At 39.2% G+C, this 13,101-nt stretch carries 13 protein-coding genes; 6 read left to right on the top strand and 7 right to left on the bottom strand.

Going from position 1 to position 13,101, the window contains the following annotated elements; all coding sequences use genetic code 11:
* The first annotated feature begins 69 nt into the window (after positions 1-69).
* Positions 70-609: a gamma carbonic anhydrase family protein gene (locus PL8927_RS24945; RefSeq protein ID WP_083626217.1), complete on the top strand. Its 540-nt coding sequence runs from the start codon at positions 70-72 to the stop codon at positions 607-609.
* A gap of 383 nt (positions 610-992) precedes the next feature.
* On the opposite strand, the gene PL8927_RS24940 is transcribed toward PL8927_RS24945, so the two are convergent.
* Entirely contained in the window at positions 993-2,624 is a 1,632-nt protein-coding gene (locus PL8927_RS24940) for a cation:proton antiporter (RefSeq protein WP_083626216.1), read from the bottom strand.
* A 64-nt stretch (positions 2,625-2,688) separates the two neighbouring features.
* Positions 2,689-2,895, bottom strand: coding sequence for a hypothetical protein (locus tag PL8927_RS24935; protein WP_083626214.1), 207 nt, complete (start codon positions 2,893-2,895; stop codon positions 2,689-2,691).
* Between the two features lie 323 nt (positions 2,896-3,218).
* On the opposite strand from PL8927_RS24935, the gene PL8927_RS28915 reads away from it, so the two are divergent.
* Complete coding sequence (locus tag PL8927_RS28915) at positions 3,219-4,799, top strand: diguanylate cyclase domain-containing protein (protein WP_083626212.1); 1,581 nt, start codon at positions 3,219-3,221, stop codon at positions 4,797-4,799.
* A gap of 205 nt (positions 4,800-5,004) precedes the next feature.
* Here the strand turns inward: PL8927_RS28915 and PL8927_RS24925 are convergent, their stop codons facing one another.
* Positions 5,005-5,625: a DedA family protein gene (locus PL8927_RS24925; RefSeq protein ID WP_083626210.1), complete on the bottom strand. Its 621-nt coding sequence runs from the start codon at positions 5,623-5,625 to the stop codon at positions 5,005-5,007.
* A 496-nt stretch (positions 5,626-6,121) separates the two neighbouring features.
* Here PL8927_RS24925 and PL8927_RS24920 point away from each other — a divergent pair, with 496 nt between their 5' ends.
* A complete protein-coding gene (locus PL8927_RS24920; RefSeq protein ID WP_083626208.1) occupies positions 6,122-6,466 on the top strand; it encodes an STAS domain-containing protein in 345 nt (114 codons plus the stop codon).
* 311 nt (positions 6,467-6,777) lie between these two features.
* Entirely contained in the window at positions 6,778-7,260 is a 483-nt protein-coding gene (locus PL8927_RS24915) for an orange carotenoid protein N-terminal domain-containing protein (protein ID WP_083626206.1), read from the top strand.
* A gap of 345 nt (positions 7,261-7,605) precedes the next feature.
* Here PL8927_RS24915 and PL8927_RS24910 read toward each other — a convergent pair whose 3' ends face one another.
* From PL8927_RS24910 to gatA, 4 genes are all read right to left on the bottom strand, one after another.
* Positions 7,606-9,507 (bottom strand): ATP-dependent nuclease, encoded by a 1,902-nt coding sequence (locus tag PL8927_RS24910; protein ID WP_083626204.1) that lies wholly within the window; start codon positions 9,505-9,507, stop codon positions 7,606-7,608.
* Positions 9,508-9,592: 85 nt separating this feature from the next.
* On the bottom strand, positions 9,593-9,889 hold the full coding sequence (locus PL8927_RS24905; protein ID WP_083626202.1) for a DUF433 domain-containing protein: 297 nt from the start codon (positions 9,887-9,889) through the stop codon (positions 9,593-9,595).
* 44 nt (positions 9,890-9,933) lie between these two features.
* Positions 9,934-10,212, bottom strand: a complete 279-nt coding sequence (locus tag PL8927_RS24900) for a type II toxin-antitoxin system HicB family antitoxin (RefSeq protein ID WP_156093327.1) — start codon at positions 10,210-10,212, stop codon at positions 9,934-9,936.
* Between the two features lie 59 nt (positions 10,213-10,271).
* Positions 10,272-11,732, bottom strand: coding sequence for an Asp-tRNA(Asn)/Glu-tRNA(Gln) amidotransferase subunit GatA (gene gatA / locus PL8927_RS24895; protein WP_083626198.1), 1,461 nt, complete (start codon positions 11,730-11,732; stop codon positions 10,272-10,274).
* A 182-nt stretch (positions 11,733-11,914) separates the two neighbouring features.
* On the opposite strand from gatA, the gene PL8927_RS24890 reads away from it, so the two are divergent.
* Positions 11,915-12,382 carry a helix-turn-helix domain-containing protein gene (locus PL8927_RS24890; protein WP_083626196.1) on the top strand — a complete coding sequence of 156 codons (468 nt, stop codon included), beginning with the start codon at positions 11,915-11,917 and terminating at the stop codon, positions 12,380-12,382.
* 85 nt (positions 12,383-12,467) lie between these two features.
* Positions 12,468-13,100 carry a COP23 domain-containing protein gene (locus PL8927_RS24885; RefSeq protein WP_083626194.1) on the top strand — a complete coding sequence of 211 codons (633 nt, stop codon included), beginning with the start codon at positions 12,468-12,470 and terminating at the stop codon, positions 13,098-13,100.
* The last annotated feature ends 1 nt before the right edge of the window (position 13,101 follow it).

Genomic DNA, 13,101 nt, shown 5'->3' with positions numbered 1-13,101 from the left:
GTTTATGATTACTATGGGCATTTTACCCTTTCTATTCTAGTTTGTTTGTTTTTCACGGAATCTTCACCCATGTCTGATCAACCTTTGTTGACTCCCACACCCTATTGGCCCCCGGTAGATATATCCCAAGCTGCTTTTGTCGCTGCAAATGCGGTGGTGGTGGGTTTTGTGGAAGTTGGGGCTGGGGCGAGTATTTGGTATGGGGCCGTTGTTCGCGGAGATGTAGAACGGATTGTGATTGGGGAAAAAACTAATATTCAGGATGGCGCTATTTTACATGGTGATCCGGGTCAGGTAACACTTTTAGAAGATTGTGTTACCGTTGGCCATCGGGCGGTGATTCATGCAGCTTATATTGAACGGGGAAGTTTAATTGGAATTGGGGCGGTGATATTAGACGGGGTGCGGGTGGGAACTGGAAGTATTATTGGGGCGGGTTCTATTGTTACGAAAGATGTCCCTCCGTTCTCCTTAGTTGTGGGTGTTCCCGCTAAACGAGTCCGGGAAGTTTCCCCAGAGGAAGCCGCAGATTTAATTGAACACGCTAAACGGTATGAAAAATTAGCGTTAGTTCATGGGGGAAAAGGAACAGAAACCGGATTTAGTTAACAGCCGCAATTCAGATATCTTAATTACTTATGATAAATCTAATTCATGTCAGACATCACTAATGTTTTAGCGATCGCAGCAGGTGCAATTCCTGGAGCGCTATCTGGGTTTCTTTTTCACCATTTCCAAAGGAATTACAGGCTATCCTAAAGAGTTAGATTTATTGATTAGAACTGGATTTTTAGGGTCTTACACCACATTTTCAACCTATGGCTTTGACACTCTAAGTTTATGAATGTTCTGCTACCTGTATCAACTATAAAGATTTCAATTATTATTCTACATTAAAAACGTCTCGAATAATTATATAACAATAATTCGGGCTTTTATTTAAGCCAATTTAATTGAGAATTTAATTAGCTTAAATATCTACGAAATATGGGTTAGTGAGCAATACGTTCATCTTCGACTAAAATGACAGGAATTGAGCTCGATTCCAACACTGCTTGGGAGACAGAACCCACTAAAACTTCATCCCAAGGCTTATGTCCTCGCTTGCCCATAACAATCTCAGCAACTCGATAGTCCTGAGCAACACGGATAATTTCTTCGGGAATTGAGCCTGGAATAGCCATGAACTTATGGCGGATGTCTGCTAAAAGTCGTTGAGTTTTTTCTTGTAGATGCTCTACTCCTTGAGAATCATTGGTGCAAATGATATGCAATACAATCACTTCGGCATCACTACGACGAGCAAGATCGGCGGTTTTACTCAATACCTGACTAGCTAGAGGGGATGTATCAACCGCCGCTAGTATGATAATACGACGGTTGATCGCTACCTTTGTAGGATCGACCTCACCCTTCTCTAACAATTTTGGTGCAAAGATAGGAATTGCCCAAGCTCCCAAAGGTGCAGTCACCAGGATAGATAAAGCGGCGATCGCCAAAATAGTCTCTCCACCCTGAATACCTTGTGCTAGGGGAATTGCACCGATTGCCGCTTGCACAGTGGCTTTAGCAGAGTTCCCTGGTAGCAAAAAGATTCGCTCTCGGCGATTCCAGTTACTTCCTAATGTAGACAAATACCATCCAATAGCGCGTCCAATCAGTGTGCCAATTGCCAGAATTACTAATCCAGGAACCAGAGTTTTTTCTAACACTTGTAATTGAATACTTGCCCCTAACAACACAAATAAAACGATTTCTGCTATTGTCCACAGGCTATCGAAGCCAGAACGCAACCGTCGTGCTAAAGGAGCATCCAATTCAATCAAGAAAAATCCTGTCGCCATGACTGCCAGATACCCAGAGAAGAAGGGGAATTTTTCTGCCAGCACTACGAGCAACAACGCTAAATTTGCGCCAACTAAGCTATCCTGTACTGCATTTTGAGTCCAGTTCTGCTTGGCCAACAAAAACACCAAAAGCCGTGCTGTCAACAAACCTAACACGACTCCCAGAACAATTTGGCAAATAATTTGCAGAGGCAGGAGTTGAACTGCACTCACAGTTAAACCAAAAGGCAAATTTACCCCAGAAGTTGCTCCTTGTGCCAAAAAGTTCAGTAACAGACTAAATACTAGCAGTAGTAACACATCTGACAAGGCACTGCCAGTGAGGATGGCATCGGGTATCCCCTTAGTAACTCCCCAACCCAAACTTTTCAGTCGTAGCATTCCCGGTACAATTACTGCTGGCGACTCTGCTCCAATGATACAACCCAGCAGTAGCCCCGTGGGAAAGTCGAAATTTAAAATCCAGATAGCAGCTAGGGCAACAATTAAAGCTTCACAGGCCGCAGGTAGAAACCCCAAACGTAGTGCTACTGTTCCTTGTTGTACCAGTTTTTCTCGGTCTAAACCTAATCCTGCCTTCATCAAAATTACCATGACAGCGATCGTTCGCAAAGGTGTAGACGCTGCTAGTACATTAGGGCTGATTAAGTCAGCAACTTGAGGCCCCAGTATAATTCCCACCAAAACCATACCTACTAAAGCAGGGATCTTCAGCCGTCTGGCAATCTGTCCCACAAAAAAGCCGATCAGCAAGATTAAGATAAAACTTTCTAACATCACGCAATTTTCAAAAATAAATGGGCAAGTATGACTTGCTAACGGAAGTTTAACTCAAACAGCCCTACCCTTCCGTAGCAAGTCGGAAAAGTTGGAGGGAGCGACAAGCAAGTTGAAACATCCCCCATTGCTTAAGTCCACTCACGCCAATTGTTATCACCAATACACTGACAATTAACTTTAAGAATTTGCTGAACTGTAAGGATTTTTCTTCTTCTTGATAAAACCATTTTTTCAGCTTGTTCAGCACAAAAGATTTGCGATCGCTCATTGCACTCGCCTATTTGAAATGTTCTGCTACTATCTTCTCTAATATAGAAATGTCTGATGCTTGATAAGCTTTACTCTGATTCAATTATTACCCACACTTGACTTAAAATCAGGGAGTAGGGGGAGAGAGGAAAATCTCCGATTTAATTATAACATTTAATATTCTCAGGGGAATAAATTTGATTGAGGAGGCACTGCTAAAATTTTAATATCTAGTTTATGATTAGACCTCGTAGCCTTTTGATCAATTGTATCATTCTAATTGCATTCGGTAGACCTTGACAACCCTGTTCCCTGGGGTCTAACCCTCATGTACTTAAAAATATGAAAATAGAATACCGGGACAAGGAGGGACAGCAATCCCTCCGCATGATTTATGCAGTAGGACTAGCTCTCATCGTGACCACGGCTTTAGGCGTGGAATTGTACTATTCTTATCAATTTACGGCTCGGAATGCAGAGCAAAATATTTACAATACGGCTCAACTATTGGCTGGAAAAATTTCTAGCCGATTACCTGAAATTGCTAGGGGAAATAAATATTTACCACCCCACTCTCTTAATTTTAACTTGACTCAGGAAAGATCGAGTTTAGATGTTTCAGTTTTGAATACTGAAATCAAAAATATTGATCAGAGTCAGCAAAGTGTGATTGAAATTCTAGATTTAGAACTGAGGGTCATCACAAGGGAACCTAACTTACCTGTCTATCAAAATTCATCGGTTAATATTCAGTTATTACAAGATTTTGTTAAACAAAATAAAAATCATAAAATTGCTGTTTTAAGATCTGAATTTGATCATAAAAAAAGAATTGTTGGAATTCAAAGAGTTGAAGGTTATCCTTTAATTATTGTGATACAAGTTGGTTTTTTTGATGTTTTTTTTCTTTGGTATACTAAAGCAATTTTTTATACAATTTTAGTTTTAATTATTATAAGTTTATTGACGATTTTAATCAAAAAAGAAAATAATTATTTACAACAAACTCAAGAATTAATGACTCATTTTGTGGCGATAGAATCGGCGGATGATATGATTGTAATTACTAGCAAAGATGGCACCATTGAATATGTTAATCCTGCCTTTACAAAAATTACAGGTTATCAGGCGAATGAAGTGATTGGTCATAAACCTTCTCTTTTAAAAAGTGGCTGTCAAAATAAAGACTTTTATCAAGCTTTATGGAAAAAAATTTTATCGGGAAAAGGCTGGAAAGGGGAATTAATCAATCGTAAAAAAGATGGCAGTACCTATTGTGAAGAGATGACGATCGCCCCTGTTAAAAATTCTCTGGGTGAAATTATTCGGTTTGTTGCGGTTAAACGAGATATTAGCGATCGCAAACAATTAGAAGCTCAATTAGCTTGGTTAGCTCATTTCGATAAATTAACGGGATTACCCAATCGAGTCTTATTTTTTGACCGTTTAGAACGTGCGATCGCCCAAGCTAAACGACAGCAAACTCAGTTTGCCGTTTTCTTTATTGATCTCGATGGGTTTAAATCAGTTAATGATTGTTTCGGACATCAAAACGGTGATTTACTCTTAAAAGAAGTCGCTAAACGTTTATCTTTATCTGTCCGACAATCCGATACTGTTGCTCGGATGGGAGGGGATGAATTTACCCTAATTTTAGGGAATATTCGTCAGCGAAATGATGTGATTAAAATTGCTCAGGCTATCCTTTTTACCCTATCTCAAGGCTGTGTCGTCAACGGGCAAGAATGTCAAATTGGAGCGAGTATTGGTATTAGTTTTTATCCCACCGATGGCTCGGATTTAGAAACCTTAGTTAATCAAGCAGATACGGCTATGTATAGAAGTAAACATCAAGGAAAAAATCGTTATGAATTTGCTTCTACAGAGGAAGAGTTAACACGAATTACGAATTATGAATTATGAATTATGAATTACGAATTACGAATTACGAAGGTGTTGCTATTCCCTATTCCCTATTCCCTATTCCCTATTCCCTATTCCCTATTCCCTGTTCCCTGTTCCCTGTTCCCTGTTCCCTACTATCAATAAAAAAAGCTGAGAATTGGCTTATGCCTCCCCAGCTTTATGACTTTAATATTATCTTTTTCCAGATGCTATAATCTCAGGATTAAAGATTTTTAGCTTTGCGAGTTTCCAACCAAATCGGAATCACTAACCAAGCCACCACTAAAATTAGAGCGAGAATTGCAAATTGGGCAACCCAAGCCACTAATTTTTCCAAAGAGATAATATTTCCGACAAAATAAGATAAACTGACCATCACTGATGCCCAAATGGTGGCTCCCGCCGCATTGCAAAGAAAGAATTGCCAGTAGGGCATTTGGGCAATTCCGGCTAAGGGGCCTGCAAAAATGCGTAATAGGGCCACAAAGCGACCGAGGAAAACGGCTCTGGCTGCATTTTTGCGGAATTGTTCTTTCACCTCATGCAGTTGGTCTTCTCCAATGCGAAAGAACTGACCTAAACGCAGTAGTAATGGCCAACCGCCCCATTTTCCCAGCCCGTAGCCAAAATTATCGCCTAAAATTGCCCCAGCAATGGCACTACCGAGGACAAACCAATAATTCAATTCACCACTCCCCGCCAAAAACCCACCCACGAGGGTAATGGTTTCTCCGGGCAGAGGAATGCCAGCGTTTTCTAAGGCAATTCCGACAAACACAGCCCAATAGCCGTATTGATGAGCAATTTCTCGAATTGTTTCTAAGGATACAAACTCAAAAGACATTCAATGCTGCCTTTATATTTTTTTGCAAAGCTTTATACTTCTCTATATATCTTGACGTGTTTTTCCGAGTTGTGTCAATCTCTGTAGAGTTGAGAAGTACAACAACAAACCGGGCTAAGTCCATCTAACCTCAGTCAGATGTCCCGCCCAAGAGTAGATTGTTTCCTGAATTCTAAAAATTGAACTTTACCGTCAAGATTTCTTAAGCCAATCCAGAATGGCTACGATCCCCAGTACACCTTGATTGAGAGTTGATCTCGGTTCTCCCGCTCAATTGTAGCTAAGTTAAGATGGATTAAGGTTTGTACCATCTTAAATTTGCTATAAATCCATCTTTGGACAGACCAAAAACCCTCAACAGTCCAATTATGATAGGGACTTCATCTTAATTTTTCACCGATGATGCTTTTCAACTGTTTTAATGTTGGTCTGAATAATTCTGTTGTTGGGTGAAAGAGTGACTATCTGCACCATAAGCAAGCTAGGAGTGATAACAATGGAATGGCAACAATTAAATGGGTATGTTTGGCTTCAACCCCAAACTCGTCTTGATTCCCATGGCGGTCTTTTTCTGAAGGAACAATTACTTCATATTCCCATAGAACCCCACAAAATCTGGGTGATGAATATGGCGGCTGTAGACTTTATGGATAGTTCGGGTTTAGGTGCGGTGGTCACGGCGGTTAAATTTGCTCGCAGTAAAGGATGTCGTTTATTGATGTGTAGACCATCGGCTACAGCCCGACTTATTTTTGAAATTACCCAACTGGATCGAGTGTTTGAAATTATAGAAAATATTGAAGAGATTTTCTCAACTTCCGAAGAATTAGTTTCTGCTTAGTTGGATGTTCAACCTCGCTACCTAGAGCATCCCAGTTTCGAGAGCAAGGATCTTCACATATCAAGAATTCTTTGATGTAGGGCAGTTAATGGTAAACCGTTAGCTGTTTATTTTTTTAATAAAATAAAATACCATACCGATATAGAATCGGATCACAAAGACAGGAGATCTTGATTCTCTCCTTTTTTTCATTCCTGAGAAAGAGGAGAATCAAAATTATATTTATTAAGATTTATAACAATGTATCCCTTGATTCAATTTGAATCAGGATAAATTACATTGTTTTGCCTTGATAAATTGGAGCATTTTTCATGACATTTACACCCACTCAACAGGATTTAGAACAGGCTTTATCTAAATTCCGCGAATTAGATGTAGATACGCAATTAGCCTTTTTGTGGTTTGTTTATACAAAAATGGGTGATTCCATTACTCCGGCGGCTCCTGGTGCTGCCCAAACGGAGATTGCTGAAGGGTTATATAATCAAGTTCAAGCCCTTTCTTTTGAAGAACAATTGCAAGCTCAACGCGACTTTTTACAAAGTAACGATACCCAATTATGTCGTGAATATGGCTCTTTAAGCGACAATACCAAACTCTTATTTTGGTATCGTTTAGCGCAAGGAATGGACGCAAAAACTATTGTTCCCATGCCCGAAAATTATCAATTTTCTCCAGAAGGTCAATCGTTATTGAGTCAATTAGAAAATATGGACTTTCAACAACAAATTACCTTCCTCCGTCAAAGCGTTGAACCCACTGGAGCCGCTCCCCAATCAGGTTCTGGACTGTAATTCAATATTTCTTTCAAGTTGTTGAATCTTGTTTAGACCCTCTATTTTTAATCCTCCTAATTCAGGGGGATTTTTTTTATTCATAAAAATGTGATATTATTAAATTATTATTGATAATTTCAAGAATGAATGTAATGGGCGAGAAAACCTCGCCCCTACGGATGGTAATATTAATGGGTAACGATTTTATTATTTCCTCAAAAAATTTATATTTGTAGGGTGCGTAAGCACAGCGCACGCACCATCAATTAACCGATAAAACTTAACCCGCATTAAACACAACTTTCCCAGCATTATCACCAATAGATTCAGCCCCCATTACTAATATTAATTCGTTTTTAAAATTTAACTGTTGCTAGATGGAGTTAAAATATCTCTCAATAAAGCAGCTATTTCTTGTAAAGAATCTGATTTATTTTTTAACAGCCACTCGGTTAGCTCAGGGGAATGTTTTGTTTTTATAAATGACACTTTATTATCGGTTTTTTCTGAAAATAGCTTTTTTAAAAGGTTTGCCCCATCTACAACTTTTAACCAATCTGGGTCTTCTGATGTTCCTTTAATGAATTGGTTTTTATTGACATCTAACCAACTTTGGATTTCATTTTCAGAAATAGGTTGGTCTCTGCTGCAATCCTCTTGATTAATAACATGAGCTATGGCTTCAGGCTCAAGTAAATAATTCTCATAAAGTTTTCGGGTTAGAAATTGTAATTTATTACCATTCTTTTCACTTCGTCTTTTTAAGTCCTCTTTCTTCTGCTGTGTCCTCCCTTCTTCATCTAATATAAAACCTATAGCTGGTGGAAACAATGTATTACCTCCACTAAGCTTGTCATAAATATCAAATACTAAATCAGCGTGCTTTCCTTCTAAATCTCCTGTATTTTGCACAGCTAAAATCTGAGTTCCCCTTAACTTGATATCGGTTAATTCCTCCAAAATTAAAGGAAAACATTTTTCCTCAGTTGGCCCTTCAACCCACAAGATGTTATCAGCCCCAAACACATCAGATAAACTTACTCCCAAATCATCTAAGAGTGAACGCAATTGTGCTGTTTGTTTAGCATCAATTATTTGGGCTTTAGTTTCCCCATCAATATAGGAGAGTTGAACAATTGTTGCAGGGTTAGCAGCCGTTATGATTTGAGGAGAATGGGTAGCAATAAAATATTGATGCTGAGGAAACTCTTTGAGGATTTCTATTAACTTCTTGGCAGCACTAGGGTGAAGAAACGACTGAGGTTCATCAATAATAATAACTTGAGATTCGGAAGCAGTTATTACAACATATAATATAGCCAATACCTGACTAACTCCAGTTCCACACTGAGATAAAGGTAATGCAAAATCTTTAATATCTTCTTGGTCAGCTTCAGGCGACCACACTAAAATCTCGTATTCATCATCCTTTGTTGAAGTTTTAGGGTTTAACTCAGCAGAAACACTTTTAATGTCAGGAAATATAATGTTTATGTAATAATTAAATTTTTGATAAATGTCTCTATTGCCCCGTGCTTGTAATTGACTAATGACTTCAGCTAAATTGCTGGCATTAGGTTCTAACTTTGAATTTGTCCCTATTGAGCAGCTACCAATATGAAACCTTTCTGATTCAAATCTATAAATTCTACTTTTAAATAAATCAAAAAAAATCTCTTTTAATTCGATAGAATTACCTACTATATACTCAATGTCTTCTTTAGCGATATCTATATCATTTTCGTCGTTAATAATTATTTTCTTTATGTTTTTACTGAATGTAACTTCCCAATCTTTTTCTTTACCCGGAAAGTATATATCAATATTCTCTGGAATATCTGTTTTTATTTTAGGATAATTATATACACTATTTGGGCTGTAGTCATAAAAACAAAATTCCTTCACACTGGGGTTTTCACTCCATTCTTTTAATAAACTTAAGTTTCTTCTCTCAAGAATTTCATCTGATAAAACAAAAATATCTAATGTCTCTATCCCAGAATAAATATCTGATTTATCAAAAGTAAATGTAGAATTAACAGTTGATAAATTTGTAAATGGTGAAAACTGACGTTTTTTTTGAGGTTGCAATTTTCTAATATTCTTATGAGGATGGTCACTAAAACGTAATTCTAATGCTTCTAAAAAAGCCGTCTTACCAACATTATTTTGACCAATGATAACATTGATACCAGGCTTAAATTCTAACCATGTAGAATCTTTAAATGATTTATAGTTAAATATCTGAAATTTTGAAATGTACATATTTTATATTGATAACAAGTTAATTTTTTTTAATCATTTAAGGACATATTGCCCAAATCTTCATCAAAATATAAACGAATTTGACTCACGAAACCGTCCTCGCGCTCTGTTCTTTTTCTAAGCGATCGCATTCTTCATAATAAGCCCTAATTTCCTGATCAATACTGGATTTATTCACATGATAATAAGTTAAAGCTGCATAAATTTGTCCTAAATTTAAGTGCGGAAATTCTTGTAAAATTTGTTCAACAGTCATGCCAGCATTATAATCAATTGCAATACTCATCACCGACATTCTTGTTCCCATAATGCGAGGGCGACCCCCACAAATTCCGGGTGTAGAAACAATTAATGTACCGATATCCGTTAAAGTTGTTGACATTTTAAGATTTGCGGTAAAAATTTCAGATATTACTCATTATAACCTCAGATATAATGATTATGCTGTTCTGCACCATCAACAGGAAGAAGTTGAAGTTCATCCTCAGTCATATCTTGAGTTAAATCTTGGGCAATTTCCCAAATGGGTTTTCTTTTAGTTTCAGAGGAAACTTGATGTTGATAATCGGCTTGAATAACAGTTTTTAATTCAGAAAAAATTAAATCCAGTGAATCTCCTTGAAAGGTTTGTTCAGAGAGTTCAGGACAATAGGCTAAATATCCTGAATCCGTTTTTTCTATGGAAACATTAACTTTATAGGACATAACGGTTAGAAAAATTAGAGATGGATTAAAAATAAGGTGGGCAGAACCCACCCTACAGATTAGATTCCTTTAGGTTTATAATTATGCCAATCCGTTGCTTTTTCATAGGCATTAGCAACTTCTAATAACCGAGATTCTCCTAACGGTTTGCCGATTAATTGCATCCCAATGGGTAATCCTTGATCATCAAAACCACAGGGAACACTAATTCCGGGTAAACCCGCTAAATTCACGGGAATTGTCATTAAATCCGATAAATACATACTTAACGGATCAGCCGTTTTTTCACCTGCTTTAAACGCCGTTGAAGGTGCAGTCGGACAAACTAACACTTCCACCTGACTAAACGCTCGATCAAAGTCTTCCTTAATTAAGGTTCTCACCTTTTGCGCTTTCAAATAATAGGCGTCATAATATCCCGCCGATAATACATAGGTTCCTACCATAATCCGGCGTTTAACTTCCGCCCCAAATCCTTGCGCCCTGGTTTTCTGATACATTTCAATTAAATTCTCCGCATCAGGATGACGAAACCCATATTTCACCCCATCATAACGCGCTAAATTTGCCGACGCTTCCGAAGGAGCAATGACATAATAAGTCGGTAAACCATAACGGAATCGAGGACAAGAAACAATCTGAATTTCTGCTCCTAATTCCTGTAAAACACTAATCGCTTTGGTAACGGTTTGTTCAACAATTGGATCTAATCCTTCTCCAAAAGTTTCTTTAATTACCCCAATTTTAATTCCACTTTTTGCCCTTAACGAAGGTCTAAGCGCTGAAACATAATCAGGAACAGGAAGGTTTAAACTGGTGGCATCCTTCGGGTCATGACCAGCGATCGCTTGTAATAAAATAGCGACATCTTCTACACAGCGCCCAAAGGGCCCAATTTGATCCAAAGAGGACGCATAGGCGACTAACCCATAACGGGAAACTAAACCATAGGTGGGTTTGAGTCCCAAAACGCCACAGAAGGAAGCGGGTTGACGAATAGAACCCCCCGTATCCGAGCCCAAGGAAACCACCGCTTCTTCGGCTGCAACGGCCGCAGCAGACCCTCCTGAAGACCCCCCCGGAACTCGTTCGAGATCCCAAGGATTCGCGGTGACTTGATAGGCTGAGTTTTCCGTTGAACTCCCCATCGCAAACTCATCGAGGTTGGTTTTTCCCACCATTACGGCCCCGGCGGCGGCGAGTTTTTGGGTAACAGTGGATTCGTAGGGAGGAATAAAATTCTCTAAAATCTTGGAACCACAGGTTGTCCGAATTCCCTCGGTACACATATTGTCTTTAATGGCGATGGGAATTCCTGCTAATAGACCAATTTCTTCCCCCGCCGCAATTTTGGCATCCACTTGACGCGCCTGTTCTAAGGCTCGATCTGCCGTTACACAAAGAAAACTCTTTAATTTGGGTTCGAGTTGTGCAATCCGATCCAATGCTTCCTGGGTGATCTCAACGGCGGAGCGTTCTTTCTTGATCAGTTGTCGGTGCAACTTACGGATGGATGCCATACTCTGTGATTCCTTATGTTCTTAAATACCCATATCTGAGTTTACCAGAGGAAGGGGGGCTATGTGGAACAGGCATCTTGCCTGTTAACTGGGGTGTGTGGGATAAAAATTCTCTGTTCGATCCGGAAAAGCCTAAAAAGTTGGGATAGATTAACCAACTTTCCTGATGCTGTATCGGAGGAATGCCACCTAAAGCTCACTTAGAACCCCATCTGACACTCGAAGACCTAAAAGTTCGTTATCGTCAAACACGAGATACGACTGAGGCTCGTCGATGGCACCTGCTTCACCTTGTGGCGGGGGGTTGGACGATTAAACAAGCGGCGGATGTTGTGGGGTTAAATTACGATTACGCCAAAGAAATTATCCGGCGCTACAACCGTGAGGGGCCAAGTTCCATCAAGAACCGTAGCCGAGAGCGTCAACCCCCAATGGCAAAATCTCTCCTCACTTCAGGACAACAACAAGAACTCATGCAAGCTTTACAAGGGCCAGCACCGGATGGAGGATCTTGGTCTGGCCCGAAAGTAGCGGAATGGATTGCTCATAAAACGGGTCGTCCTCATGTTTGGCCCCAAAGAGGTTGGGATTATCTCAAACGCTTAGGGGTGAATTGGAGGAAGCAAACAACAATGAATGATGAGGACTAAAGCCTGGAATATAGGTTTTTTTAGGGTAATATTCCTCGCTTGTAATCTTTTACATTTTTGTATTTTTGAACGGGATAAAACGAATATGAAAAACTCAATTTTTCTCAAAAGTTTACAGATGAGCGCGATCGCTTTTAGCACATCTGTTGCTTTGACTTCTGTGAGTCAAGGACGAGAGTTACCTGCAAATAGTTCCTGCGATTTTGGCAACTGGAATCGCTGTCAACCCAGTCGAGTTGAAATTCCTAATTATCAATATGCTGAACGTGTTAGACAACAGTTTTATTGTGGAGTCAGTTCTGATGGGATTCCGACTACTTTTGTTAAGAATTCACGGGGAACATTTCCTGTAATTCGTTGGGTTTCTCGAATTTTTGATGATGCGGGCTATGTTCCTGAAACTCGCTGTCGCCAAGTGTCTTCAAAATTCCAACAATTTCAGGAACGAGGACTATTAAATTATGTTACCACAGGACGGGTGAATCAACAACCTGTTATCTGTGTTTCTAATAGTCAAGATGGGCCTTGCTTGGGGGTTTTATTCACCTTGAAACCCTATCAAAATGCTAATCGCACCTTACAACAGTTATTTGATCTTCGAGCTAATGCTAGTGCTGGCCCCCTAGAAGAAAGTCAGGGTCGATTGTATTTGGATCTGAATCAATATATTGAGGAGCAAGGAAGTATTTCGGCGACGGATTCGGTTCGATTGGATTAAT

The sequence above is a fragment of the Planktothrix serta PCC 8927 genome, assembly GCF_900010725.2.
Classification (GTDB): domain Bacteria; phylum Cyanobacteriota; class Cyanobacteriia; order Cyanobacteriales; family Microcoleaceae; genus Planktothrix; species Planktothrix serta.
Note: the sequence above shows the minus strand (reverse complement) of the source record. Positions and strands in the feature narration are given on the sequence as shown.